This window comes from Pseudomonas sp. R4-15 (genome assembly GCF_055768815.1).
The window spans coordinates 509510-534609 of sequence record NZ_CM147293.1 but is presented as its reverse complement, the minus strand read 5'-3'; the positions used below and the strand labels follow the sequence as shown (position 1 = coordinate 534609).

General features: G+C 66.7%; 23 protein-coding genes. 15 read left to right on the top strand and 8 right to left on the bottom strand.

The genetic code is table 11. From position 1 onward, the window contains the following. Window positions 1-43 precede the first annotated feature (43 nt). From ACYRGX_RS02595 to ACYRGX_RS02585, 3 genes are read left to right on the top strand one after another with little or no spacing between them, the layout of a single operon-like run. On the top strand, window positions 44-847 hold the full coding sequence (locus ACYRGX_RS02595) for an ABC transporter permease (RefSeq protein WP_473055059.1): 804 nt from the start codon (window positions 44-46) through the stop codon (window positions 845-847). Between the two features lie 17 nt (window positions 848-864). Continuing rightward, entirely contained in the window at window positions 865-1668 is an 804-nt protein-coding gene (locus ACYRGX_RS02590; protein ID WP_473056619.1) for an ABC transporter ATP-binding protein, read from the top strand. Beyond that, entirely contained in the window at window positions 1665-3251 is a 1587-nt protein-coding gene (locus ACYRGX_RS02585; RefSeq protein ID WP_473055058.1) for a GMC family oxidoreductase, read from the top strand. The genes ACYRGX_RS02590 and ACYRGX_RS02585 overlap by 4 nt, the downstream gene beginning before the upstream one ends. Before the next feature lie 12 nt (window positions 3252-3263). Here the strand turns inward: ACYRGX_RS02585 and ACYRGX_RS02580 are convergent, their stop codons facing one another. From ACYRGX_RS02580 to zwf, 6 genes are all read right to left on the bottom strand, one after another. Further along, window positions 3264-4604: a hemolysin family protein gene (locus tag ACYRGX_RS02580; RefSeq protein ID WP_473055057.1), complete on the bottom strand. Its 1341-nt coding sequence runs from the start codon at window positions 4602-4604 to the stop codon at window positions 3264-3266. Window positions 4605-4665: 61 nt separating this feature from the next. Next, complete coding sequence (phoR, locus tag ACYRGX_RS02575; protein ID WP_473055056.1) at window positions 4666-5967, bottom strand: phosphate regulon sensor histidine kinase PhoR; 1302 nt, start codon at window positions 5965-5967, stop codon at window positions 4666-4668. Between the two features lie 15 nt (window positions 5968-5982). Then, on the bottom strand, window positions 5983-6672 hold the full coding sequence (gene phoB / locus ACYRGX_RS02570) for a phosphate regulon transcriptional regulator PhoB (protein ID WP_473055055.1): 690 nt from the start codon (window positions 6670-6672) through the stop codon (window positions 5983-5985). 69 nt (window positions 6673-6741) lie between these two features. After that, window positions 6742-7632 (bottom strand): 4-hydroxybenzoate octaprenyltransferase, encoded by an 891-nt coding sequence (ubiA, locus tag ACYRGX_RS02565; protein WP_473055054.1) that lies wholly within the window; start codon window positions 7630-7632, stop codon window positions 6742-6744. Between the two features lie 30 nt (window positions 7633-7662). Next, window positions 7663-8211 carry a chorismate--pyruvate lyase family protein gene (locus ACYRGX_RS02560; RefSeq protein WP_473055053.1) on the bottom strand — a complete coding sequence of 183 codons (549 nt, stop codon included), beginning with the start codon at window positions 8209-8211 and terminating at the stop codon, window positions 7663-7665. Between the two features lie 35 nt (window positions 8212-8246). Continuing rightward, entirely contained in the window at window positions 8247-9731 is a 1485-nt protein-coding gene (gene zwf / locus ACYRGX_RS02555) for a glucose-6-phosphate dehydrogenase (protein ID WP_473055052.1), read from the bottom strand. A 62-nt stretch (window positions 9732-9793) separates the two neighbouring features. Between zwf and hexR the strand changes: the two genes are divergently transcribed. From hexR to ACYRGX_RS02530, 5 genes are all read left to right on the top strand, one after another. Beyond that, window positions 9794-10681, top strand: coding sequence for a transcriptional regulator HexR (gene hexR, locus ACYRGX_RS02550; protein WP_473055051.1), 888 nt, complete (start codon window positions 9794-9796; stop codon window positions 10679-10681). 197 nt (window positions 10682-10878) lie between these two features. Beyond that, entirely contained in the window at window positions 10879-11409 is a 531-nt protein-coding gene (locus ACYRGX_RS02545) for a sigma-70 family RNA polymerase sigma factor (RefSeq protein ID WP_473055050.1), read from the top strand. 3 nt (window positions 11410-11412) lie between these two features. After that, complete coding sequence (locus ACYRGX_RS02540) at window positions 11413-12366, top strand: FecR domain-containing protein (protein ID WP_473055049.1); 954 nt, start codon at window positions 11413-11415, stop codon at window positions 12364-12366. 83 nt (window positions 12367-12449) lie between these two features. After that, window positions 12450-14885, top strand: coding sequence for a TonB-dependent siderophore receptor (locus ACYRGX_RS02535; protein ID WP_473055048.1), 2436 nt, complete (start codon window positions 12450-12452; stop codon window positions 14883-14885). Window positions 14886-15019: 134 nt separating this feature from the next. Further along, window positions 15020-15220, top strand: a complete 201-nt coding sequence (locus tag ACYRGX_RS02530) for a PA3496 family putative envelope integrity protein (RefSeq protein ID WP_473055047.1) — start codon at window positions 15020-15022, stop codon at window positions 15218-15220. On the opposite strand, the gene ACYRGX_RS02525 is transcribed toward ACYRGX_RS02530, so the two are convergent. Next, window positions 15180-16154 (bottom strand): LysR family transcriptional regulator, encoded by a 975-nt coding sequence (locus tag ACYRGX_RS02525; RefSeq protein ID WP_473055046.1) that lies wholly within the window; start codon window positions 16152-16154, stop codon window positions 15180-15182. The two genes, ACYRGX_RS02530 and ACYRGX_RS02525, sit on opposite strands and share 41 nt — an antisense overlap. A 160-nt stretch (window positions 16155-16314) precedes the next feature. Here ACYRGX_RS02525 and ACYRGX_RS02520 point away from each other — a divergent pair, with 160 nt between their 5' ends. The 7 genes from ACYRGX_RS02520 (at window position 16315) to ACYRGX_RS02490 (ending at window position 24161) form a co-directional block, all read left to right on the top strand. Then, on the top strand, window positions 16315-17730 hold the full coding sequence (locus ACYRGX_RS02520; protein WP_473055045.1) for an acetyl-CoA carboxylase biotin carboxylase subunit: 1416 nt from the start codon (window positions 16315-16317) through the stop codon (window positions 17728-17730). A 16-nt stretch (window positions 17731-17746) separates the two neighbouring features. Beyond that, window positions 17747-19552 (top strand): sodium-extruding oxaloacetate decarboxylase subunit alpha, encoded by a 1806-nt coding sequence (gene oadA / locus ACYRGX_RS02515; RefSeq protein ID WP_473055044.1) that lies wholly within the window; start codon window positions 17747-17749, stop codon window positions 19550-19552. A gap of 136 nt (window positions 19553-19688) precedes the next feature. Continuing rightward, the gene (gene gvpU / locus ACYRGX_RS02510; RefSeq protein WP_473055043.1) at window positions 19689-20123 is read left to right on the top strand and encodes a gas vesicle accessory protein GvpU; all 435 of its coding nucleotides are present in this window, start codon (window positions 19689-19691) and stop codon (window positions 20121-20123) included. A gap of 92 nt (window positions 20124-20215) precedes the next feature. Beyond that, window positions 20216-20371 carry a hypothetical protein gene (locus tag ACYRGX_RS02505; protein ID WP_473055042.1) on the top strand — a complete coding sequence of 52 codons (156 nt, stop codon included), beginning with the start codon at window positions 20216-20218 and terminating at the stop codon, window positions 20369-20371. A gap of 212 nt (window positions 20372-20583) precedes the next feature. Continuing rightward, window positions 20584-21474 carry an NAD(P)-dependent oxidoreductase gene (locus ACYRGX_RS02500; protein ID WP_473055041.1) on the top strand — a complete coding sequence of 297 codons (891 nt, stop codon included), beginning with the start codon at window positions 20584-20586 and terminating at the stop codon, window positions 21472-21474. A gap of 4 nt (window positions 21475-21478) precedes the next feature. After that, the gene (locus ACYRGX_RS02495) at window positions 21479-22999 is read left to right on the top strand and encodes an aldehyde dehydrogenase family protein (protein ID WP_473055040.1); all 1521 of its coding nucleotides are present in this window, start codon (window positions 21479-21481) and stop codon (window positions 22997-22999) included. Window positions 23000-23006: 7 nt separating this feature from the next. Next, window positions 23007-24161: a M20 aminoacylase family protein gene (locus ACYRGX_RS02490; RefSeq protein WP_473055039.1), complete on the top strand. Its 1155-nt coding sequence runs from the start codon at window positions 23007-23009 to the stop codon at window positions 24159-24161. On the opposite strand, the gene ACYRGX_RS02485 is transcribed toward ACYRGX_RS02490, so the two are convergent. Then, window positions 24158-25060, bottom strand: coding sequence for a LysR family transcriptional regulator (locus ACYRGX_RS02485; protein ID WP_473056618.1), 903 nt, complete (start codon window positions 25058-25060; stop codon window positions 24158-24160). The genes ACYRGX_RS02490 and ACYRGX_RS02485 overlap by 4 nt on opposite strands. Window positions 25061-25100: the final 40 nt, after the last annotated feature.

The following is a 25100-nucleotide window of genomic DNA, read 5'->3' as shown; positions in this document are numbered from 1 at the left end:
CCGCGGGGCTTTCCTGTGATTCGAATGAAGTGGAGGTGGCGCGATGGCCACTGGAAAATCCCTGCTGCAACGCTGCCTGAGTCCCAAGACGGCGTTGCCCACCGGCTTCACGCTGGTCGTGAGCCTGACGTGCTGGGTGGTCGTCATCGGCCTGTGGGCGCTGTTCTCCTACGGCGGTCTGGTGCCATCGATGTTCCTGCCGACGCCGGGCGCGGTGCTGGAGGCGGCGGTGCGCCTGAGTCGTGACGGCACCCTCGCGGTCCACGTGGCGGCCAGCGTGCAGGTGGTGCTGATCGGCTTCCTGGTGTCTGCCGTGGTGGCCGTGCCGCTGGGCCTGCTGATGGGCAGCTTCCGCATCGTCCAGGCGTTCCTCGAACCCCTGGTCAACTTCATTCGCTACCTGCCGGTCACCTCGTTCGTACCGCTGTTCATCCTCTGGATCGGTATCGGCATCGAGCAACGCGTGGCGGTGATCATCTTCGGCACCTTCTTCCAGCAACTGGTGATGATCGCCGACGTCTCCAAAGGCGTCTCGAAGGATCTCGTCAATGCCAGCTACACCCTCGGTGCCAGCCGTCGTGACGTGGTCATGCACGTCCTTGGGCCGGCTTCGCTGCCGGGCGTGCTGGACACCCTGCGGGTCACCATGGGCTGGGCCTGGACCTACCTGGTGGTGGCCGAGCTGGTCGCCGCCAGCAGCGGCCTGGGCTACATCAGCCTGAAGGCCATGCGTGGCTTCCAGGTGGACGTGATTTTCCTCGCCATCGCGGTGATCGGCATCCTCGGTCTGCTCACCGACCAGTTCTTCCGCCTGCTTCGTCTGAGGGTCGCCGCATGGGCCATGTAGTCAAGAAAGCCAACCCGATGCCGCCGCTGGTGGCCTACGCCCAGAGCGAAGCGCGCCTGCGCGTGGACAACGTCAGCCTGCGCTACCACTCGCCCTCCGGCGAGACCTTCACCGCGCTGGATCGGGTTTCCTTCGAGGTGCCGGACAACGAGTTCGCGGTGATCGTCGGCCCTTCCGGCTGCGGCAAGTCGAGCCTGTTGTACCTCACCGCCGGACTCAACGAGCCGAGCGACGGCGACATCTACGTCGGCGGCCAGCGGGTCGAGGGGCCGGGCGCCGACCGCGGCATGGTGTTCCAGAGCTATACGCTGTTCCCCTGGCTGACGGTGCGTCGCAACATCGAGTTCGGCCTGCGCCGCCGTGGCCTGCCGGACGACGAGATCAATACCATCACCGAGTACTACCTCGGTGAGGTGGGCCTGGCGGGTTTCGCCAACCATTATCCCAAGCAGTTGTCCGGCGGCATGATGCAGCGCGTGGCGATCGCCCGGGCGCTGGCCAACGACCCGCAGATCCTGCTCATGGACGAACCCTTCGGCGCCCTCGACAGCCAGACCCGCGTGCAGATGCAGCAACTGCTGCTGCGCGTCTGGGAAGGCAGCCGCAAGACCGTGGTGTTCGTCACCCACGACATCGACGAGGCCATCCTGCTGGCCGACCGCATCTACGTGATGGGCGCCCGTCCTGGGCGCATCCGCGAGGTGCTCGAGGTTTCGCTGGAGCGCCCGCGCCACGTCGACCTGGTGATGGAGCCGGAATTCATCCGCATGAAACGGCACATCCTCGACCTGCTGCATGACGACCTGGAGCACGTACATTGAGCCGCTCCTTCGACTACCTGATCGTGGGCGCCGGCTCGGCCGGCTGCGTACTGGCCAACCGCCTGAGCGCCGACCCGGCGGTGCGCGTGTGCCTGATCGAGGCCGGTGGCGATGACGCCAGTCCGCGGGTGCAGACGCCCGCCGGCACCATCACCCTGTACAAGAGCCGCGTGTTCAGCTGGAACTACTTCTCCGCGCCGCAGCAGCGCCTCGCCGGGCGCCGGCTGCACACCCCGCGCGGCAAGGCGCTGGGCGGCTCCAGCTCGATGAACAGCATGATCTACATCCGTGGCGACGCCAGCGACTATGACCGCTGGGAAGCTGCCGGTTGCCCCGGCTGGGGCTGGAAGGACGTGCTGCCGCTGTTCAAGCGTTCCGAAGGCAATCGCCTGGGCCAGTCGGAGCACTACCACGGCCGCGACGGCGAGCTGTTGGTGGATCGCCCGCGCGATCCCAACCCGTTGTCGCAACGCTACGTGAGCGCCGCCGGGCGCATCGGTCTGGCGCGCAACGACGATTTCAACGGCGCCACCCTGGAAGGAGCCGGCGTCTACAACGTGACGCAGAAGGATGCAAAACGGCTCTCCAGCTACCGCGCCTTCGTCCACCCGGTGCGCGAGCGGGCCAACCTCGAAGTGCTGACCGGCTGCGAAGTGCAGCGCCTGCTGCTCGATGGCGAGCGCGTCCGCGGCGTGCAGATCAGCCGCGAGGGCCGCCAGGAAGAACTGCTCTGCGAGCGCGAAACCGTGCTCTGCGCCGGCGCACTGGGCACGCCGCACCTGCTGCTGCGCTCGGGCATCGGCGCCCGTGGTGAGCTGGAGGCGGTCGGCGTCGATTGCCGGGTCGATCTGCCCGGTGTCGGCAAGAACCTGCAGGACCACATCGACGGGCTGGTCACCGTGCGCTCGAAGAGTCCGCTGTCGCTGGGCTTCTCCCTCGGCTCGCTGCCCAAGGTGCTGGCCTCTCCCTGGCAGTACCTGGCGCGCAAGATGGGCTGGCTGACCACCAACTACGTGGAGGCTGGCGGTTTCGCCCGCACGCCCCTGGCCGAAACCTTGCCCGACGTGCAGATGCACTTCGTGCCGGGCTACCGCAGCCATCGCGGGCGGCTGTTCGAGTGGGGCCACGGCTATGCGATCCACACCTGCGTGTTGCGCCCCAAGAGCCGTGGCACGGTGAGCCTGGGCCAGCAGGGCGAGCTGGTGATCGATTTCAACTTCCTCGCCGACCCGCAAGACGGCAAGGTGCTGGTGGAGGGCGTCAAGCTGGCCCGGCGGATTCTCGCGCAACCCGACTTCGACGCCCTGCGTGGCGCGGAGATGCTGCCCGGGCCGCAGGTGCAGAGCGACGAGGAACTGCTCGCTCATCTGCGCGAGAACGCCGCCACGGTGTTCCACCCGGTGGGCACCTGCCGCATGGGCAGCGACGAGGATGCGGTGGTCACCCCGCAGCTGAAGGTGCGCGGCCTTTCCAACCTGCGGGTGGCCGATGCCTCGATCATGCCGACGCTGGTCAGCGGCAACACCAACGCGCCGTGCATCATGATCGGCGAGAAGGCGGCGGAGCTGATCCTGCGGGGGTGAGGCGCGCGCGGCTCAGCCGCGCGCCAGCACCTTGGCGAGGACGATGCGTGGGCCTTTCATCTTCTTCACGATGATGCGCAGGTGCGCGGTCTCGATCAGCTCTTCTTCCTCGGGCATGCGCTTCAAGGTGTCGTAGACCAGGCCGGCGAGGGTGTCGGCCTCGACCTCGTCGAGGTCCACGCCGAGCAGGCGCTCGATCTTGAACAACGGGGTATCGCCACGCACCAGCAGCTTGCCCGGCTGGTAGGCGACGATGCCGCGCTCGGCCTTCTTGTGCTCGTCCTGGATGTCGCCGACCAGTGCCTCGAGCACGTCTTCCATGGTCAGGTAGCCGATCACCTTGTGGTCGGCCTCCTCGACCAGGGCGAAGTGCGAGCCGCCCTGGCGGAACTGTTCGAGCAGCGTGGAGAGCGGCAGGTGCTTGTGTACCCGCTCCACCGGATGCACCAGGTCGTCCAGGCGCAGGGCGCTGGGCAGCATCTCCAGCAGCGACAGGTGCAGCAGCAGGTCCTTGATGTGCAGGATGCCGGTGAACAGGCCGCTGCTCTCGTCGTACACCGGGTAGCGGCTGTACTTGTGCCGGCGGAACACCTCGAAGACTTCCTCCAGCGGCGCGTTACGCTCCAGGAAGATCAGGTCGTCGCGGGAGTTGGCCCAGTCCACCACCTCCAGTTCGCCCAGCTCCACCGCCGAGGCGACCACGCGCATCTCCTGGTCGTTGGGGTCGCTGGCGCGGCTGGAGTGCAGGATCAGCTTGAGTTCGTCGCGGCTGTAGTGGTGTTCGTGGTGGGTGCCGGGCTCGCCCTGGCCGGCGATGCGCAGGATGGCGTTGGCGCTGGCGTTGAGCAGGTAGATCGCCGGGTACATCAGCCAGTAGAACAGGTACAGCGGCACCGCCGTCCACAGCGAGAGCAGCTCCGGCTTGCGGATCGCCCAGCTCTTGGGTGCCAACTCGCCGACCACGATGTGCAGGTAGGAGATGATCGAGAAGGCGGCGAAGAAGGCGATACCGTGGACCAGTGCGGGGGTGTCCGCGCCCACGGCGGCGAGCAGCGGTTCGAGCAGGTGGGCGAAGGCCGGTTCGCCGACCCAGCCCAGGCCCAGCGAGGCGAGGGTGATGCCGAGCTGGCAGGCCGAGAGGTAGGCATCCATCTGCGCGTGCACCGTACGCAGGATGCGCCCTCGCCAGCCGTGGGCATCGGCGAGGCTCTCCACCTTGGTCGCGCGCAGGCGCACGATGGCGAACTCGGCGGCGACGAAGAAGCCGTTGAGCAACACCAGCAGCAGGGCGAACAGCACGAGGCCGGCGTCCGCGAAGTAGCTGGCGGCAAGGTAACTGGGTGAGGGGTCCATGGGGTCCAGAGAAGGCCGGGGATGGGCCTAGGTTGGGCATTGCCGCCCGTCAATGCAAGGGTCAGCTGCGCGTCTGCACCTGCTGTGGCGGGAAGTGGCAGGTGAAGCGGCTGCCCTTGCCCGGGATGCTGGTGACTTCCAGGCGCCCGCGATGGCGCAGCAGCACGTGCTTGACGATGGCCAGGCCGAGGCCGGTGCCGCCGGTCTTCGAGGCGCGGCTGGAGTCGACGCGGTAGAAGCGCTCGGTCAGGCGTGGCAGGTGCTTGGCCTCGATGCCGATGCCGCTGTCCTTCACCGACAGGTGCGCGCCCTGTTCGTCGCGCCACCAGCGGATGTCGATCTCGCCGCCGTCGGGGGTGTACTTCACGGCGTTGAACACCAGGTTGGAGAAGGCGCTGCGCAACTCGTTCTCGCTGCCTTTGAGGCGCAGCCCCGGATCGGCCTCCAGATGGATGCGATGCATGCGCTCGCCGGACAGCGCCTGGGCATCGCTGCGCACCGCCAGCAGCAGCAGGTCGACCGCCACCGGCTGATTGTCCGAGGGGTAGTCGGTGGCTTCCAGGCGTGCCAGCAGCAACAGGTCGGTGAGCAGGTTCTGCATGCGTACCGCCTGCTGCTGCATCTGTTGCAGCGGCCGGCGCCAGCGCGTGGGCAACTCGTCCTCGTGGTCCTGCAGGGTCTCCAGGTAGCCGGCGATCACCGTCAGCGGCGTGCGCAGCTCGTGGGAGACGTTGGCGACGAAATCCTTGCGCATCTGTTCGAGCTGATGCATCCGGGTGACGTCGCGCACCAGCAACAGGTGTTCGGAGTTGCCGTAGCGGGTGATGAGGAACTGCAGCCGCAGGTGCTCGTTCGCCGGCGAGGGAATCTCCAGCGGCTCGGCATGGCTGTCCTGCTCGAAGTATTCCTTGAAGCGCGGATGGCGCACCAGGTTGACGATGGCCTGGCCCTGGTCGCCGGGCTTGAGTCCCAGCAACTGCTCGGCGGCGGGGTTCCACCACTCCAGGTTGCCATGGCTGTCGAGCATGATCACCGCGTCCTTGAGGGCCGCGGTGGATTCCTGGGCGCGGTCGATGATCGCCTGCAGGCGGTCGCGTGCCTGGCGATGACGGCGCTGGCGGTGGTGGATTTCGTCGAACAGGTCTTCCCAGATGCCCTGCGCCTGCGGCACGGCGGTGTGCAGGTCGGCGTCCTCCAGCCAGCGCCGCAGGCGCAGCAGGTCACGCAGCAGCCAGGCGAGATAGCCGGTCAGGCACAGCGCCAGGCTCCAGCCGTAGGCATCGGTGATCAGGCCGAGCAGCAGGGCGGCGAAGGCCAGCAGCAGGAAGTGGCGAAGCAGCAGGCGCCGCCAGTTGGTATTCAAGGCGCGGCAGTCCGGTCAGCTCTTGATCGAGAAACGATACCCGGTACCGCGTACGGTCTGCACCAGGTTCTCGTAGGTATCGCCCAGCGCCTTGCGCAGGCGGCGGATGTGCACGTCGACGGTGCGCTCCTCGACATAGACGTTGCCGCCCCATACCTGGTCGAGCAACTGGCCGCGGGTGTAGGCGCGCTCCTGGTGGGTCATGAAGAACTGCAGCAGGCGGTATTCGGTGGGACCCATCTCCGCGGCGCGGCCGTCGATGGTGACGCGATGGCCGACCGGATCGAGGATCAGCCCGCCGACTTCGATCGGCGATTCGGCATCCGCCGGGCCGGCGCGCCGCAGCACCGCCTTCAGGCGGGCGACCAGCTCGCGCGGCGAGAAGGGCTTGGTGATGTAGTCGTCGGCGCCGACTTCCAGGCCCTGGACCATGTTGTCCTCTTCGCCCTTGGCGGTGAGCATCACGATCGGCAGGTCCTGCAGCACCTCGTCACGCTTGAGACGGCGTGCCAGTTCGATGCCGGAGGTGCCCGGGAGCATCCAGTCGAGGAGGATCAGGTCGGGACGGCGGTCGACGATCAGCGCGTGCGCCTGCTGGCTGTTCTCGGCCTCCAGGCACTCGTAGCCCGCCATTTCCAGCGCCACCATGATCATTTCGCGGATGGGCGCTTCGTCGTCGACGATGAGGATTGTCTTGCCAGCCATGAGTCTTTCTCTTGTGTCTCCCAGGCGGCATTAGATAACGGTTTTATTGCAGCGATGTGACAGCCGCTGTCAGCGTAGCGCGTAGTTCGCGGCGATGCCGGCGAAGATCGCCATCCCGGCCCAGTGATTGTGCAGGAACATCGCGAAGCACACCTGCGGTTCGCGGGTGCGGGTGGCGCGGAATTCCCAGGCGAAGCAGGCGGCGGCGACCGCCAGCCCGGCGTAGAACGGCCAGCCCAGGGCGAAGCGCACGCCGGCCAGCAGCAGACTACCCAGCGCCAGTCCCTGCAGGGTGAGGATGATCACGCGGTCGGCGTCGCCGAAGAGGATCGCCGTCGATTTCACGCCGATCCTCAGGTCGTCCTCGCGGTCGGCCATCGCGTAGTAGGTGTCGTAGGCCACCGTCCACAGCAGGTTGGCGATCCACAGCAGCCAGGCGGCGGCGGGCAATTCACCGGTCTGCGCGGTGAAGGCCATCGGGATGCCCCAGGAAAAGGCCGCACCGAGCACCACCTGCGGGTAGTAGGTGTAGCGCTTCATGAAGGGGTAGGTCGCCGCCAGCGCGGCGCCGCCGAAGGACAGCCAGACGGTGGTGGCGTTGGTCTGCAGTACCAGCAGGAAGGCCAGCACCAGCATCGCCGCGAACAGCACCAGCGCCTCGCGCGCGCTCACCCGCCCGCTCGCCAACGGCCGCGTGCGGGTGCGGCTGACGTGGCCGTCGAAGTCGCGGTCGGCATAGTCGTTGATCACGCAGCCGGTGGCGCGCATGAGCACGGTGCCGACGACGAAGATCAGCAGGTTCTTCAGGCTCGGCACGCCCTCGGCGGCGATCCACAGCGCCCACAGCGTCGGCCACAGCAGCAGGTAGATGCCGATAGGCTTGTCCATCCGGGTGAGCTGGACGAAGTCCCAGGCGCGAGGGTGCAGGCGGTTCAGCGAGTGCAGCAGAGCGGTGTACATGACGCGTTCCTGATCAGGGGCTGCGGCCGATTATAGGGGGTGCTGCTCGTCGGTACGCAGTCCGAGCGCAGGCAGGAAGACCTCCATCACCAGGACGCTGAGGGCACCGCGGGAGAAGCACGAGCGTCTTGCCCATAGCGCCGCGCCGCGCTGCGCGGCCGGTAGCCAGGCGGCGGGGCAGGGGCTGGCGAAAAGCTCGCCGCGGCTGAAGTCGGCATCGCTGAATAGCCACTCGCCCAGCGAGCGACTGCCCAGGTGTGCCAGGTCGAAGCCGCTGGCCTGCAACTGCGCGCGGGTGGCGACGCTGCGGGCGAACACCCAGGGCGTGTCGTGGCCACACAGGTAGACCTCGCGCACCCAGCCCTCGCTGCCGACGGGGGCGCCCAGCGCCAGGCATTCGTCTTCGCGCAGCGTCTGCCAGCCTTCCTGCAACGGACGGACGCTGAACGCGCCTTCGGCGCGGGCGCTGAGGCGCCGGGTCAGCGAGCCGTCGTCGAACAGCCAGTCCTGCAGGGGCGCGGGAAGGCCGGCGAGGGCCGAGCGAGGTTGCCAGTGGGGAGACGAAACGTGCGGGTTCAAGACAAGGTCCTGTACGACTCGGAAAAGGACGGGGCTCACTCGTGCCAGGCGCGACCCTGGTGCTCGAGCAGCAGGCGCGCCTGCTCGGGACCATCGCTGCCGGCGGGGTAGCGACGCGGGCGACTATAGTACTCGCGCCAGCCGTCGAGGATCGGATCGATCCAACGCCAGGCGGCTTCCACCTCGTCGCGGCGCATGAACAGCGTCGAATCGCCCTCGATGACGTCCAGCAGCAGGCGCTCGTAGGCGTCCCAGCGACGGCGCGCGCTGAAGGCGTCGGCCAGGTTCAGGTCGAGCTCCACCGGCGCCAGGTTCATGCCCTTGCCCGGCGACTTGGCCATCAGTTGCAGGCTGATGCCTTCTTCGGGCTGCAGGCGGATCAGCAGGCGGTTGGCCTCGCCGCCGGGGAACAGCCGGTGCGGCACCGGCTTGAACTGGATGACGATCTCCGAATGCTTGCGCGCCATGCGCTTGCCGGTGCGCAGGTAGAAGGGCACGCCGGTCCAGCGCCAGTTGTCCACCTCCGCGGCGAGGGCGACGAAGGTCTCGGTGTCGCTGTCGTTATCGACGTTCTTCTCGAAGTAATAGGCCGGCACGTCATGCCCGCCGACCTGGCCGCCGGCGTACTGGCCGCGCACCGTGTGATCCTGCACGTCGAGGCCGGAGATCGGCTTGAGCGCCTCGAGCACCTTGACCTTCTCGCTGCGCACCGACTCGGCGTCGAAGCGTACCGGCGCCTCCATCGCCACCAGGCAGAGCAGCTGCAGCAGGTGGTTCTGCAACATGTCGCGGGCGGCGCCAGCATGGTCGTAGTAGCCGCCGCGGTTTTCCACGCCGAGCGTCTCGCAGACGCTGATCTGCACGTGGTCGATGTGTCCCGCGCGCCACACCGGCTCGAACAGGCCGTTGGCGAAGCGCAGCGCCATGAGGTTCTGCACGGTTTCCTTGCCCAGGTAGTGATCGATGCGAAACACCTGGCGTTCGTCGAAGACCTTGCCGATGGCCGCGTTGATCGCCTGCGCCGATTCCAGCGAATGGCCGATCGGCTTCTCCAGTACGATGCGGCTGTGCGCGCCGGCCAGCCCCGCGGTGGCGAGGTAGGCGGCGATGTCCTGGAACAGGCTCGGCGCGGTGGCCATGTAGTAGATGCGACCCCGCTCGGTATCGTTGCCCAATTGGCGGGCCAGACGGCCGTAGTCGGCGCTCTGGCTGGCGTCCATGGACAGGTAGTCGAGGCGCGCGGCGAAGTGCGCCCATACGTTGGCATCGAAGCGCTCGCGCGCCACCTGGGCGCGGCAGTGGCGCTCGGCCAGTGCGCGGTAGGCGTCGGTCGACAACGAGCGGCGGGCCAGCGCGATGATGCGCATGTCCTGCGGCAGACGCTTGTCGTGGTGCAGTTGATAGAGCGCGGGCAGCAGTTTGTGCAGGGCCAGGTCGCCGGTCCCGCCAAACACCAGCATGTCGCAGGGTCGCGTCACAGGGTGATCTCCGCTTCGTGGCTGGGCCTCCAGGCTGCGCATGTAGTATAACTACAAACCGGCTACAGCCTGGCACTTCCCCCGATGGTAACCGAGTCTCGCCCGTGAATCTGTTGCAGCATATCGTTCAGTCCCGTCACCTCCTGCGCAAGTCCGAGCTCAAGGTCGCCGACCATGTGCTGCAGGACCCCGCCGCGGTGATGCACAGCTCGATGGCCGACCTGGCGCACGTCGTGGGCGTCAGCGAACCGACCATCGTGCGCTTCTGCCGTGCCATCGGCTGCAACGGTTTCCAGGATCTCAAGCTCAAGCTGGCGCAGAGCCTGGCGGCCGGCGCCAGCTTCGGGCAGTTCCAGGTCAGCGAAAACGACTCGGTCTCGGACTTCTCACTGAAGATCTTCGACACCACCCTGCACACCCTGATGGACGTGCGGGAGAAGCTCGACCCGCAGGCGCTGGAGCTCGCCATCGCCGCCTGTGCCAAGGCCCATCGCGTGGAGTTCTACGGTTTCGGCGCGTCCGGCGCGGTCGCCGCCGACGCTCAGCACAAGTTCTTCCGCCTGCTGCTCAACGCCGCGGCCTATTCCGACCCGCACATGCAGGCGATGAGCGCCGTGACCCTGGGCGAGGACGATGTGGCCGTGTGCATCTCGCAGTCCGGCCGCTCGAAGGATTTGCTGACCACCGCGCACCTGGTACGCGAAGTCGGCGCCAAGCTGATCACCCTGTGCCCGAGCCAGACGCCGCTGGCGGACCTGGCCACGGTCAACCTGGCGGTGGATGTCCACGAAGACACCGAAATCTACACCCCGCTGACCTCGCGCATCGCTCACCTGGTGGTGATCGACGTGCTCGCCATGGGCGTGGCCATGGCCCGCGGCCCGGGCCTGGTGAATCACCTGAAGAGCGTCAAGCGCAGTCTGCGCGGGCTGCGGCTGTCGGCCAAGTCGATCCGCAATGCCGAGGACTCCGTCTCCCGCGATCTAGACTGAAGCCGCCGAGAGGGCGTGGGCAGGCATTGCGATTCGCGGGGTTCAAAGCGGGAGATCGGCGCGTTCGAGTGGGTTGCAGCGCACGGCTGTATCGACAATAGAACCGACGTTTCCGGGGCGAGAGCGTTGTAGGTAAGCGTGCATGCCGTTAATATCGATAACGGTTCTCATTATCTGCTGCGTAGTCCCGGTCTCCCATGCCATCCGCTCCTCTTCTCGAACACCCCGTGCATGCGTTGTACGTACGGCATGCGTCGTGGTTGCTGCGTTTCCTGTGCCGACGGCTTGGCAACCGCATCGATGCGCCGGATCTGCTGCACGATGCCTTCGTGCGCGTGCTGGGACGTCCGCGACTGGTCGCCGACGAGAGGGGCGAGCGTTCGTTGCTGGCCACCATTGCTCGAGGGCTCTGCATTGATCGCTGGCGTCGGGAACAGTTGGAGCGGGCCTACCTCGACGCATTGGCTGTACAGGCGACTTCGGTGCAGGCGTCGCCAGAGCATCGCGCGCTGATCGTGGAGACGCTGGTAGAGGTGGACGCCATGCTTGGGCGCTTGCCTGCCAAGGTGCGCGAAGCGTTCCTCTTGGCGCAGCTCGATGACCTGACGTATCGCCAGATCGGTGAGCGCCTGGGGGTCGGCGAACGCATGGTGAAGAAATACATGGCCCAGGCACTCGTGCACTGTGCGGTGCTCGAGGCCGAGCTCGACGGCCTGCTGGTGGAGTGAGGCATGTCCGACAGCATCCGCTATACGAGCCTGCAGCAAGCTGCGCAGTGGTACGTCACGCTGCAGGAGGAAGGCAGTTGCGAAACCCTCCGCGAGCAGTGGCAGCAGTGGCTGGGACAACACCACGAGCACGAAGCCGCCTGGCACTACGTGCAGCGTGTCGGCCTGCGTTTCGCCCCCTTGCAGGCCCAGGCCAGCGAGAGCGGGCGGGCGTTACGCCAGCGCGGGGTTACCCGGCGCCAGGCCGGTACGGGCTTGCTGTTGCTCGGGTTGGGCACCCTCACCGGGCTCACCGGTTGGCAGGTAGCGGCCATGGAAGGCTGGACCGCCGACCTCGCTACCGGCACGGGTGAACGGCGCCAGCTCCGGCTGGAGGATGGCAGCCAGCTTTGGCTCGGTGCGCGCAGTGCCCTCGACACGCGCTTCGATACCAGCCAGCGCGGACTTGAGCTGCATTTTGGCGAGATGCTGATGCAGACCTCGGCCCGGGACGCACGCCCCGTGCTGATCCAGACACGCTGCGGTGAATTGGGGGTGGCCGCTGGCGAATCGCGCTTCGCCGTCCTGCAGCAGGGTGAACTGACCCGTCTGGATGTCTATCGGGGCTCGGTGGAGGTACGCACGGCGCAGACGCAGGAGCACCGGCAGATCCCGCAGGGCATGGGGGTCGACTTCAGCGCCGATGCGATCGGTGCGCCGGTGCGTGCGCGAAGCGGCGGCGAGTCGTGGACCCGTGGCGTGCTGGTCGCCGAAGCCACGCCGCTGGCCCAACTGGTTGACACGCTGAGTCGCTATCGACACGGCTACCTGGGCTACTCGCCGGCGGTCGCCGAGCTGACGGTGATGGGTACCTTTCCCCTCGGTGATACCGAGCAGGCCTTGCGCTTGCTGGAACAGGCCCTGCCGGTACGTATCCGGCGCCTGACGGATTGGTGGGTCACCCTCGACGCGGCGTGATCGCGCAAGGATTCGAACGGGCGAGTTCCCTTTCTCGCATTTGCTCCGGTTTATCCCTTGGAACTCACACTTCGGGGATTCTCATGCCGCTTTTTCGCTCTCACGCCGCTCATCTGGCGTTTACTGCGCCGCTCATGTTTATCGCGCTTGCGCCCCTTGCGCTCACTCCTTCGCCTGCCCGTGCGCAGCAAGTCGAGCACACTCCGTCATTCGATATCGAGCCCGGTCCGTTGACGCGCGTGCTCAACCAGTTCAGCGCCCAGGCGGGGATCTATCTGGTCGGCAGCAACGCGCTGGCGCAAGGCAAGCAAAGCAGCGGTTTGCACGGACGCTACGCGATCGAGTCAGGCCTGCAACAGGTGCTGCAAGGCAGCGGACTGCAGGCGGTGGCGCAGGGCAATGGCGGCTACGTACTGCAGCTGCTGCCGGCCGGGCTTGCCGTAGAGCTGCAGCCCGTCTCGGTGATCGGCGTGCCTGCCGAGCACTCGGGGAGCTTTGCCGATAGCGGTTATCGCGCCATCGACTCGCTGACTGCCAACAAGACTCGCAGCGCCCTGGCCGACACCCCGCGCTCGGTCTCCGTGGTGACCCGCCAGCGGATGGAGGATCAGAAAACCCAGTCGCTGACCGAGGTCCTCGGCTACGTGCCGGGTATCTTTGCGCCGCCGTTCGCCGCCGGCGATGGCCAGGCCGGCGATCTGTTCTTCATTCGCGGTTTCAATGCCACTGACTACGGCTACGGCCTGCTGCGCGACGGTCTCCGTGTGCAGGGCAACCGCTACGACACCACCAGCGAGCCCTACGGCCTGGAGCGAGTCGAGGTCTTCCGCGGCCCGACGTCCATTCTCTACGGCGAGAACGCGCCCGGCGGGGTCGTCAACCTGATCAGCAAGCGCCCCACGGCCGACGCCCGCGGGCAACTGCAACTGAGCTATGGCTCGCACGAGCGGCGCCAGCTGGGGGTCGATGTCTCCGGGCCGCTCAACGACAGCGGCTCGCTGCTCGGCCGCGTAGTGCTGCTGGGGCGCAAGGCGAACACCCAGGTCGAGCATCAGCCGGACGACCGGCTCTACCTGGCGCCGTCGCTGACGTTCAACTTCGACGCTGACAACAGCCTGACCGTCCTCAGCAGCTACCAGCGCGACCGTACGCTCATGGAGCTGGGCTATCCCGCCGCCGGCACACTGTTGAACAACCCCAACGGCAAGATCGATAAGGACAGCCTGCTCGGTAATCCCTACTGGGATGACTTCCAGCGAGAGACCTGGACGCTCGGCTACGAATTCAGCCACCGCATCAGCGACGCTTGGCAGTTCCGGCAGAACTCGCGCTACATGCAGTCGCGCCTGGACCGCCAGGAAACCTGGCCGGGAAACCTGGACGACGCCGGCTTCGGCACCGTCCTGAGCAACACCGCCTACGACCGCGCGAACCGCTCCCTTGCCTACTCGCTGGATAACCAGCTAGAGGGCAACGTCCAGTGGGGTGGCCTGGAAAACACGCTGTTGCTGGGCGCAAGCTTCGACCGCACCTCGTTCAGCCAGGACTGGGACGCCGGTTCCGGCGGGACCATCGATGTCTTCGACCCGGTCTACAGCGGCCCGCCGGTCATGGCCATAGCGGTGCAGAACGCCCTGCTCGAACAGTCGCTCTACGGCGTGTACACGCAGTGGCAGGCCCGCAAGGACAACTGGATATTCCTCTTCGGCGGCCGCTACGATCGCGTCAACAGCGCCTATCGCAACAAGTCCGGGACGCTCAATGATGCCGCCGACCTGAGCTACTGGGATGGCCAGTTCACCTGGCAGGCCGGGCTGATGTACCAGTTCGAGAATGGCATCTCCCCTTACCTGAGCTATGCCACCGCCTACAACCCGACCCAGCAGGTCTCCAGCGCCAGCGGCGCACTCGAACCGACCACCAGCGAGCAGTACGAAATCGGCGTGAAGTACGAGCCGCAAGGCTGGAACACCAGTATCAGTGCGTCCCTGTATGACCTGCGCAAGAAGAACGACGCGCTCTACGACAGCGCGGTCGCTGACTACCGCAATGTGGGGCGCAGCCGCGCCAAGGGCGCGGAGCTGGAGATCAGCAGTGACCTTTCCGAGCGGCTGAATCTGACGGCGGCGTACACCTACACCGATGCGCGGATCACCGAGGATGCCGGCTCCCTGGTCGAAGGGCATCAGATTACCGGCGTGCCGCGTAATCAGGCGTCCGCCTGGGTCACCTACCGCTTCCTCGGCGGGGCGATGAACGGGTTGCGGGTCGGCGGCGGCATCCGCCACTTCGACAGCACCTTCGCCTACACCAGTAGCAGCCTCTACGGAAAACTCGACACGGGCGACGTGACGCTCGTCGACGCGCTGCTCGGCTATGCCATCAATGAGCAGTGGTCTGCCGAATTCAACGTGCGCAACCTGCTGGACAAGGAGTACGTCGCCGGCTGCAACAACGCCGGGCGTTGCTACTGGGGCGAGGAGCGGACCCTGCTGGGGACGCTGACCTACAACTGGTAAGCCAGGCTCGGGGCTGCGTGGCCCGCGGTACGTGCGCTGACGCGCACGCCGTTGGTCGGTGGCGCCGCGGCTGACATCGCATTGTCATCGGTATGAGGAACGCTGGGGATTCAAACCCTCGCGGAGACTCCGCCATGACCCAGGCACCGCATGACGAACTGCAGCGGCTCGATCGCAAGGCGCGCCGCCAGCAGGAAGACCAACGGCGCATGCATTTCCGCCGGGCAATCGAGGCGCATGCCGAGCAACTCCGATTGCAACGCGAGCTGCTCGACTACCCCGAACTGATCGCCGTCAACTACCTGCTGGCGAGCCGCGCGAAGGCGCTGCGCTAAGCCCGGCGAAGCGCTCGGCCAGCGCCTTGATGCGCGGGCGCTCGTCGCGCACGAAGGTGAAGAAGGTCTGCGCCACCGGCGACAGGTACTTGCCGCGCGGGTAGACCAGGCACCAGCTGCGCAGCAGCGGCAGCTCGTTCACCGGCAGCTCGCGCAAGAGTCCCGCATCCAGTTCCCGGCGCACCGCGTGACGCGGGATCAGCGCCAGGCCGAGGCCGGCGATCACCGCCTCGCGCTGGGCTTCCATCGAGGCCAGCTCCAGGGTCTGCGGGAAGTGCGCGCGCTTGGCGTGGCAGAACTGCTCGCAGGCACGGCGGGTGCCCGAGCCCTGCTCGCGGATCACCAGCGGCCAGTCGACCAGGTCCTGCAGGCTGAGCGTCTCGCGGACGCACAGCGGATGCGTGGGCGGCGCCACGGCGATGATCGGGTTGTCGAGGAACGGCAGGAACTCCAGGTCCTGCTCGGTCGGCACCTGGGACATGATCAGCAGGTCGTCGCGGCTGGCGCCGATGCGCCGCAACATCTGCGCGTGGTTGACCACCGACAATTGCAGACTAACCTCCGGATGACGCGCGCGGAACGCGGCGAACAGGTGCGGCACGAAGTACTTGGCGCTGCTCTCCACCGCCAGCTTGAGCTGGCCTGCGAGCGAGCCGCGCAGGTCGGAGAGCTGCATGTCCAGTGCCTCCAGGCGGCCGAACACGTCCTGGGCGGCGCGCCGCAGCGCTTCGGCGGCTTCCGTGAGATAGAGCTTGCGCCCCAGGTACTCGAAGAGCGGCTGGCCGACCAGCTCCTCGAGTTGGCGAATCTGCAGGCTGACCGCCGGTTGGGTCAGCGCCATCTCTTCCGCGGCGCGGCTGTAGGAGCGGCTCTCGCAGACCGCGTTGAACACCTGCAACTGACGTAATGTCATGCGTAACAAGGACTTGCGCATGGGTGACGGCATCCATAAGTAATGACTTATACAATCCACAATGAATATTAATTTAAATTTATCGTCCGCTGCGCGTAGGGTTCTCGGCACGTCGCTACATAACAACGCTTGAGGCTGCCGGCACAGGACCGGAGGCCTTCCGAACGGCGAGGAAACCGGTGTGATCAAGAAGATCCTCATCGCCAACCGAGGCGAAATCGCAGTACGCATCGTGCGTGCCTGTGCCGAGATGAACATCCGCTCGGTGGCGGTGTTCTCCGAGGCCGACCGCATGGCCCTGCACGTCAAGCGTGCCGACGAGGCCTATTCGCTGGGCGACGATCCGCTCGCCGGCTATCTGAATCCGCGCAAGCTGGTGAACCTGGCGGTGGAAACCGGCTGCGATGCGTTGCATCCCGGCTACGGCTTCCTTTCCGAGAACGCCGAACTCGCGGAAATCTGCGCCGAGCGCGGCATCCGCTTCATCGGCCCGTCCGCCGAGGTCATCCGCCGCATGGGCGACAAGACCGAGGCGCGACGCAGCATGATCGCCGCCGGCGTGCCCTGCACGCCCGGCACCGAGGGCAACGTCGCCGACCTCGACGAAGCGCTGGGCGAAGCCGAGCGCATCGGCTACCCGGTGATGCTCAAGGCCACCTCCGGCGGTGGCGGCCGCGGCATCCGCCGTTGCAACAGCCGCGAGGAGCTGACCCAGGCCTACCCACGGGTGATCTCCGAGGCGACCAAGGCCTTCGGTTCGGCCGAGGTCTTCCTCGAGAAGTGCATCGTCGAGCCCAAGCACATCGAGGCGCAGATCCTCGCCGACTCGTTCGGCAATACCGTGCACCTGTTCGAGCGCGACTGCTCGATCCAGCGGCGCAACCAGAAGCTCATCGAGATCGCCCCGAGTCCTCAGCTGACCCCCGAACAGCGCGCCTACATCGGTGACCTGGCGGTGCGCGCGGCCAAGGCGGTGGGCTACGAGAACGCCGGCACCGTGGAGTTCCTGCTCGCCGATGGCGAGGTGTACTTCATGGAGATGAACACCCGCGTGCAGGTGGAGCACACCATCACCGAGGAAATCACTGGCATCGACATCGTCCGCGAGCAGATCCGCATCGCCTCCGGCCTGCCGCTCTCGGTGAAGCAGGAGGACATCCAGCACCGCGGCTTCGCCCTGCAGTTCCGTATCAATGCCGAGGACCCGCGCAACAACTTCCTGCCCAGCTTCGGCAAGATCACCCGCTACTACGCACCCGGCGGCCCCGGCGTGCGCACCGACACGGCGATCTACACCGGCTACACCATTCCGCCGTTCTACGACTCCATGTGTCTGAAGCTGATCGTCTGGGCGCTGACCTGGGAAGAGGCCCTGGCCCGTGGCCAGCGTGCGCTGGACGACATGCGCCTGCAGGGCGTGAAGACCACCGCCACCTACTACCAGCAGATTCTCGCCGACGCCGAGTTCCAGAGCGGGCGCTTCAACACCAGCTTCGTCGACAACCACCCGGAACTGCTGAACTACTCGATCAAGCGCAAGCCGGGCGAACTGGCCCTGGCGATCGCCGCCGCCATCGCCGCCCACGCCGGTCTGTAAGGGAAGGATTCAGAGCATGAGCAAGAAGATCCAAGTCACCGACACCATCCTGCGCGACGCCCACCAGTCGCTGCTCGCCACGCGCATGCGCACCGAGGACATGCTGCCGATCTGCGACAAGCTCGACCGCGTCGGCTACTGGTCGCTGGAAGTCTGGGGCGGCGCCACCTTCGACGCCTGCGTGCGCTTTCTCAAGGAAGACCCCTGGGAGCGCCTGCGCCAGCTCAAGGCGGCGCTGCCCAATACCCGCCTGCAGATGCTCCTGCGCGGGCAGAACCTGCTCGGCTATCGCCACTACAGCGACGACGTGGTCGAGGCCTTCGTGGCCAAGGCCGCGGAGAACGGCATCGACGTGTTCCGCATTTTCGATGCGATGAACGACGTGCGGAACCTGGAAACCGCGATCCGCGCGGTGAAGAAGACCGGCAAGCACGCCCAGGGCACCATCGCCTACACCACCAGCCCGGTGCATACCACCGAAGCCTTCGTCGCCCAGGCCCGCGCCATGGCCGACATGGGCATCGACTCCATCGCCATCAAGGACATGGCCGGCCTGCTCACACCGTACGCCACCGGCGAACTGGTCGCCGCACTCAAGGCTGCGCTGCCGCTGGACGTGGTGATCCACTCCCACGACACCGCCGGGGTGGCCGCCATGTGTCAGCTCAAGGCGGTGGAGAGCGGCGCCGACCGCATCGACACGGCGATCTCCAGCCTGGCCTGGGGCACCAGCCACCCTGGCACCGAGTCGATGGTCGCCGCCCTGCGCGGCAGCGACTACGACACCGGCCTGGACCTGGAACTGCTGCAGGAAATCGGCCTGTACTTCCACGCCGTGCGCAAGAAGTACCACCAGTTCGAGAGCGAATTCACCGGCGTCGACACCCGCGTGCAGGTCAACCAGGTGCCCGGCGGGATGATCTCCAACCTCGCCAACCAGCTCAAGGAACAGGGCGCGCTGAACCGCATGAACGAAGTGCTGGCGGAGATTCCGCGGGTGCGCAAGGACCTCGGCTACCCGCCGCTGGTGACGCCCACCTCGCAGATCGTCGGCACCCAGGCGTTCTTCAACGTGCTCGCCGGCGAGCGTTACAAGACCATCACCACCGAGGTGAAGTACTACCTGCAGGGCCGCTACGGCAAGGCGCCCGGCCAGGTCGACGAAAAGCTGCAGCGGTTGGCCATCGGTAACGAAGAGCTCATCGAATGCCGCCCGGCCGACCTGCTCGCTCCCGAGCTGGACAAGCTGCGCAAGGAAATCGGCGCGCTGGCGCAGTCCGAAGAGGACGTGTTGACCTTCGCCATGTTCCCCGACATCGGTCGCAAGTTCCTCGAAGAGCGCGCCGCCGGCACCCTGCAACCCGAAGCGCTGCTGCCGATCCCCGACGGCAGCGCAGCCGCGGCCAGCGTCGAAGGTACGCCGACCGAGTTCATCATCGACGTGCATGGCGAGAGCTACCGCGTCGACATCACCGGCGTCGGCGTGAAGGGCGAGGGCAAGCGCCACTTCTACCTGTCTATCGACGGCATGCCCGAGGAAGTGGTGTTCGAGCCGTTGAACAGCTACGTCGGTGGCGGCGACAGCGGCAAGCGTCGTCAGGCCAGCGCCCCGGGCGACGTATCGACGCACATGCCGGGGAACATCGTCGACGTGCTGGTCGCCGTGGGTGACAGCGTCAAGGCCGGCCAGGCGCTGCTGGTGGCCGAGGCGATGAAGATGGAAACCGAAGTCCAGGCGCCCGTCGCCGGCACGGTCAAGGCCGTTCACGTGGCCAAGGGCGATCGCGTCAACCCGGGTGAAGTGCTGGTCGAGATCGAATGACGGCACGCAATGGTTAACCTCGGGGGAGCTTTCGGGCTCCCCTTTTTTTCGTCTGCGTGGGCGCGCGTGCTGCTAGGCTTCGGTCTCAAGAGTTCGCAGCACAATGCGCTACCCACAATGGAACTGGAGACTGCACGTGAGCAAAGAAGCCGAGACGATTACCCAGGTCATGCGTGTCGACGACAAGGACTGGTTCCTGCAGAACCTGGTGAACATGGTCAACTCCAGCGATTTCAGCCTGGACATCACGCTGAATGTCGGTGGCTTTCTGGTGTCCGGCCAGATGATTGGAGGCAAGGCCTACTTCGAGGGATTCGGTAGCGATTTCGCCAGTGCCATCGAGGACCCGAACATCGCCGCGAGCATTCAGGCGGCATTCGCCAAGAACGGCGATATCTACTCGCTGGAAGCGGACATGCCACCCTCGCCGAGCTACATCCACATCATGAACGCCAGGTTCTTCAACACCAACGGCAACCCCATTCCCGATAACCGCGGGGTCTGGTGGCGGGGGCGGCTGTCGCAGGTCGACGGTTTCTCCCTCGGCTCGCTGAGCGCCGCGGACGCCTGAGGCCGGCTGGCACGGGAGCTCGTTGTTCGGCTACGGCCGAATAGCGAGCGCCTCATCGGCGAACGCCTTTTCCGCAGTCAACAAGACGCGTCATGACGGATGGGCGTTACGAACTCAACGACGGCCCTATCCACGAAGCCATCGACCGGCTCTTCGACCTGTACCCAGCAATCGCCCGGCATGATCGCGTGGCCGATATCGCCCGGCTTCACGGGCTGAAGGCCGGTTACACGCTTGCTGAGCCATGAACCCCTGATATTCCGGCCCCGCGGGTCTGCGCTATATCGGCTTCCGATTAGGCGCTGGGCGAAGCCCGTTGCCCTCCCGCGCTGCGTTGCCATTGACGCAACATAAAAGTCCAAAGCGTTTATTGGTGGTGATGCCATGCCTGCCCATACTCGGGTGAAATCGGTCCGGCCACACAGCCGGCGCGCCTTCGTTCGGCTACAGGGGTACAGGCATGAGCATCACGGCAGGGGTCATCGGCCTCGGCAACATGGGCGGCAACATGGCCATCACGCTGGCCGGCAAAGGGGTCGAGGTGATTGGCCTGGATCCGTCGCCGGCGGCCCGCGAGCGGGTGGCGGCCAAGGGCGTCGGCCTGGCCAGCGATCTCGCCGATCTGGCGGCGCGTTGCGAGCTGATCGTGCTCTCGCTGCCCAAGGCCGAGCACGTCGAAGCCGTCTGCCTTGGCGAGCCGGGCCTGTGGTCGCTGGCGCGTGCCGGCAGCATCATCGTCGACACCACCACCTCCACCCCGGAAACCAGCCGCAAGGTCGCGGCTGCGCTGGCCGCAGTCGGCGTCGAGTTCCTCGATGCGCCGGTCTCCGGCGGTCCGGCGGGCGCCGCTGCCGGCAGCATGACCATGGTCATCGGCGGTGACGAGCAGGCCCTGGGCCGTGCGCTGCCGGTGCTGGAGAAGATGAGCGCTACCCGTGTGCACGTGGGTGCCGTGGGGGCCGGCAACATCGCCAAGATCGCCAACAACCTGCTGGCCGCCGCGCACCTGATCACCACCGCCGAGGCGGTGGCAATGGCCGAAGCCGCCGGCGTTGCCCCGGAAAAACTCATCGAAGGCATCAACGCCGGCTCCGGCCGTAGCGCCGCGAGCCAGGGCATGTTCCCCACCTGGGTGCTGAACAAGGCCTACGACTCCGGCTTCACCATGGGCCTGATGCGCAAGGACGTGGGCCTGGCCCGCGACCTGATCGCCCAACTCGGCCTCGACCTGCCGCTGGCCGCTGCAGTGGCCGAGCAATGGGCGCAGAGCGCCGAGACCCTGGCCGACGCAGAGGACTTCTGCGCTATCGCCCGACGCACCAGCGAAACACTATTCGGCAAGGGGGATTGAGCCGGTGAATGCACAGATTCTCGAATTGCTCCAGGGCTTCTGGGGCAACCGTAACCAGGTCGCCAGCTATGTCGACGGCCAGTTCGTCGATGGCGACGGTGACACCATCGTCGTGCGCAACGCCCATGACGACAGCGTTGCCTACCAGTATCCGGACGCCGGCGACGCCGTCGCCGCACTCGCCGACAGTGCCGCCCAGCGTGCCCGCGAGCAGTGGCGCAATCTCACCGCCCAGGCCCGGGGCCGGGTGATCTACCAGATCGGTGCACGGGTGCGCGAACACGCCGAGGCCCTCGCGCAGATCGAATCGGCCAGCGCCAACAAGCCGATCCGCGACGCCCGCGTCGAAGTGATCAAGGTCGCCGAGATGTTCGAGTACTACGCCGGCTGGGCCGACAAGCTGCACGGCGAAGTGATCCCGGTGCCGACCTCTCACTTCAACTACGTGACCTACGAACCGCTCGGCACGGTGTTGCAGATCACCCCGTGGAACGCACCGATCTTCACCGCTGGCTGGCAGATCGCCCCGGCTATCACCGCCGGCAACGCGGTGATCCTCAAGCCTTCAGAACTGACCCCGGTGACTTCGCTGTTGCTCGGCGTGCTGGTCGAACGCGCCGGCGCGCCCAAGGGGCTGGTCAACGTCATCGCCGGCTACGGCCACACCGTTGGCCAGCGTCTGATCGCCACCGCCGACATCCGCAAGGTGGTGTTCGTCGGCTCGCCGGCCACCGGCAAGCACATCGCCACGGCCGCCGCGCAGCGCTGCATCCCGACGGTGCTGGAGCTGGGTGGCAAGTCGGCGAACATCGTCTTCGCCGACGCCGACGCCGACCTGGACCTTGCGGTGCGCGGGGCACAGGCAGCGATCTTCTCCGGCGCCGGGCAGAGCTGCGTTTCCGGCTCGCGCCTGCTGGTGCAGGAAAGCATCTACGAGCGCTTCATCGAGGCGGTGGCCCGCGCTGCGGCGAACTTCCGCGTCGGCGATCCCGCGGATGCGGAAACCCAGATCGGCCCGATCCACAACGCCAAGCAGTACGCCCATGTGAAAGGCATGCTCGAGGCGGCCTTGGAGAGTGGCGCGCGTCACGTCGCCAACGGCGTCGAGCCGCTGCCTGGCGGCGCCGGTTACTACGTCAATCCGACCGTGCTGGCCGGCAGTAACGAGCTGCCCTGCGCCCAGGAAGAAATCTTCGGCCCGGTGGTGGTCGCGATTCCGTTCAAGGACGAAGCCGACGCCATCCGCATCGCCAACGACAGCCGCTTCGGCCTGGCCGGCGCGGTGTGGACGCGCGACGTCGGCCGTGCCCACCGCGTGGCCCGCGCCATCCGCGCCGGCACCTTCTGGGTCAACGGCTACAAGACCATCCACGTCAGCTCGCCGTTCGGTGGCTACGGTGACAGCGGCTACGGGCGCTCCTCGGGCCTCGACGCCCTGCGCGAATACAGCGAAGTGAAGAGCGTCTGGGTCGAGACCGCCGCCGAGCCGGTGGCCGGTTTCGGCTACGGCGCCAGCCTGGAGTGATCGACCGATGAGTATTCCCGCCTCGCTGCTGGCCGAAGCGGCCCGCTGGCGCCGCGACCTGCACGCCCATCCGGAGCTCGGCTTTGCCGAGCTGCGCACCAGCGCACGGGTCGCCGAACTGCTCGAAGGCTTCGGCCTGGAGGTGCATCGCGGCATCGGTGGCACCGGTGTCGTTGGCGTGTTGCGCAACGGCGACGGGCCGCGTCTCGGCCTGCGCGCCGACATGGACGCGCTGCCGATCCAGGAACTCGGCGCCCCCGCGCACCGCTCGACCCACGGCGGTTGCATGCACGCCTGCGGGCACGACGGGCACACCGCCATCCTGCTTGCCACCGCGCGACACCTGAGCCAACAGCCGGACTTTCGCGGCACGCTGTATTTCGTTTTCCAGCCTGCCGAGGAAAACCTCGGTGGTGCGCAGAAGATGATCGACGACGGGCTCTTCGAGCGCTTCCCGATGGACGCCATCTACGGCCTGCACAACTGGCCGGGTCTGCCAGCCGGGCAGGTAGCGGTGAATCCGGGGGCGATGATGGCCTCGCTGGACACCTTCGAGATCCTGCTCACCGGCAAGGGCTGCCACGCGGCCATGCCCGAGCGCGGCAACGATCCCATCGTCGCCGCCGCCGAACTGGTCCTGCAGCTGCAGACCATCGTTGCCCGGCGCATTTCGCCGCTGGCCTCGGCGGTGGTCAGCGTGACCATGTTCGAGGCCGGCGAGGCGATCAACGTGATTCCCGAAGTGGCACGCCTGAAGGGCACCGTGCGTTGCCTGAACAGCGCGGTGCGCGAGCAGGTGGAGCGCCTGATCGGCGAGATCGTCGCCCATGCCCCGACAGGCCAGGGCGTGCGTGGCGAACTGCGCTACCAGCGTGGCTACCCGGTGACGGAGAACCATCCGGCGCAGGCCGAGCGTGTGCGTCAGGCCGCCCTGGGGGCTTTTGGCGAGGCGCGCGTGAGCGGCGGCATTCCCCCGTCGATGGCCTCGGAGGACTTCGCCTTCATGCTGCAGGCCTGCCCCGGCGCCTACCTGTGGTTGGGGGTGGACGGCGAACAACCGTCGGCGCCGCTGCACAACCCGTTCTACGACTTCAATGACAGTGTCATCGAGAGCGGCGTGCAGCTGTGGACGGCGCTGGTGCGCCAGGAGTTGCCGGTCTAGCGAAAGGCGGTCATGTGTTGTCGCATGTCGCCGAGCAACTGCATGGCGGCGCGGCTCAGGCGGCGTCCGACGCGCGTCACCACCTCGGCGTGGGAGCGTGCGAAGCCAGCGTCCGCCAGCGGTAGTGCGACCAGGCTGCCGCGCTGGATCTCCTGGGTCACGGCGAACGCCGGCAGCAGCGTCACGCCGCCCTGCAAGGCGTATTGCTTGAGCATGCTGAAGGTGTTGCAGGTCAATGTCGGGCGCATCTGCGCACCGCTGGCCTGCTCCACCGCGTGCAACGTCTGGCGGATGCCGTAGGAGATGTCGGATAGCGCCAGGCGATGCTGCGCCAGTAGTTCCAGGCCCAGTGGCTGCGTCTCGGCGGCCAGCGGATGCTCGCGGGTGACGATCGCGCAGAGTGGTTGCAGGCGGCTCACATGGCTGCGCAAGGCCGGGTCGCGCGGAGGGTTGTAGACCAGCCCGACGTGCGCCTCGTCTTCCACCACCTGGCGAATCACCTCGTTGGTGCCGACGACATTGATGCGTAGCTCGATGGCCGGATTCTGCGCGGAGAAGGCGCCCAGGCTCTGCGCCAGATCGTCGATGAAACCTTCGCCGATCACCAGGGTTACGCTGCCGGTGCGCAGGCCCTGAAGGTCGGCGATGGCGTCGCGCAAACCCTCCAGTTGCACCTGCCGCTGGTGGTAGTACTCCAGCACCCGTTGCCCGGCCTCGGTGGGGGTTACCCCGCGCCGATGGCGTTCGATCAAGTCGACGCCCAGCTCGGCTTCGACCTGGGCGATCTGCCGGCTGACCGCGGAGGGCGCGATATCCAGCGCGTCGGCGGCCGCCCGCACGCTACCCAGGCGCACCGCCTCGACGAAATAATGCAGCCGTTGCTCGTGGATTCCCCGCATAGACACGCGCCCTTCCAGTGTTCTGTTTTACGCAACAAAA

Excerpts from the sequence above, each read along its gene's own strand:
- ACYRGX_RS02500 (WP_473055041.1), top strand. The coding sequence starts at position 20,584 with ATGAGCATCACGGCAGGGGTCATCGGCCTCGGCAACATGGGCGGCAAC.
- ACYRGX_RS02535 (WP_473055048.1), top strand. The coding sequence starts at position 12,450 with ATGCCGCTTTTTCGCTCTCACGCCGCTCATCTGGCGTTTACTGCGCCG.
- ACYRGX_RS02530 (WP_473055047.1), top strand. The coding sequence starts at position 15,020 with ATGACCCAGGCACCGCATGACGAACTGCAGCGGCTCGATCGCAAGGCG.
- ACYRGX_RS02580 (WP_473055057.1), bottom strand. The coding sequence starts at position 4,604 with ATGGACCCCTCACCCAGTTACCTTGCCGCCAGCTACTTCGCGGACGCC.
- ACYRGX_RS02525 (WP_473055046.1), bottom strand. The coding sequence starts at position 16,154 with ATGCGCAAGTCCTTGTTACGCATGACATTACGTCAGTTGCAGGTGTTC.
- ACYRGX_RS02505 (WP_473055042.1), top strand. The coding sequence starts at position 20,216 with ATGACGGATGGGCGTTACGAACTCAACGACGGCCCTATCCACGAAGCC.
- ACYRGX_RS02485 (WP_473056618.1), bottom strand. The coding sequence starts at position 25,060 with ATGCGGGGAATCCACGAGCAACGGCTGCATTATTTCGTCGAGGCGGTG.
- ACYRGX_RS02540 (WP_473055049.1), top strand. The coding sequence starts at position 11,413 with ATGTCCGACAGCATCCGCTATACGAGCCTGCAGCAAGCTGCGCAGTGG.
- oadA (WP_473055044.1), top strand. The coding sequence starts at position 17,747 with ATGAGCAAGAAGATCCAAGTCACCGACACCATCCTGCGCGACGCCCAC.
- zwf (WP_473055052.1), bottom strand. The coding sequence starts at position 9,731 with ATGCGCAGCCTGGAGGCCCAGCCACGAAGCGGAGATCACCCTGTGACG.
- ACYRGX_RS02545 (WP_473055050.1), top strand. The coding sequence starts at position 10,879 with ATGCCATCCGCTCCTCTTCTCGAACACCCCGTGCATGCGTTGTACGTA.
- phoB (WP_473055055.1), bottom strand. The coding sequence starts at position 6,672 with ATGGCTGGCAAGACAATCCTCATCGTCGACGACGAAGCGCCCATCCGC.
- ACYRGX_RS02590 (WP_473056619.1), top strand. The coding sequence starts at position 865 with ATGCCGCCGCTGGTGGCCTACGCCCAGAGCGAAGCGCGCCTGCGCGTG.
- ACYRGX_RS02595 (WP_473055059.1), top strand. The coding sequence starts at position 44 with ATGGCCACTGGAAAATCCCTGCTGCAACGCTGCCTGAGTCCCAAGACG.
- ubiA (WP_473055054.1), bottom strand. The coding sequence starts at position 7,632 with ATGTACACCGCTCTGCTGCACTCGCTGAACCGCCTGCACCCTCGCGCC.
- ACYRGX_RS02490 (WP_473055039.1), top strand. The coding sequence starts at position 23,007 with ATGAGTATTCCCGCCTCGCTGCTGGCCGAAGCGGCCCGCTGGCGCCGC.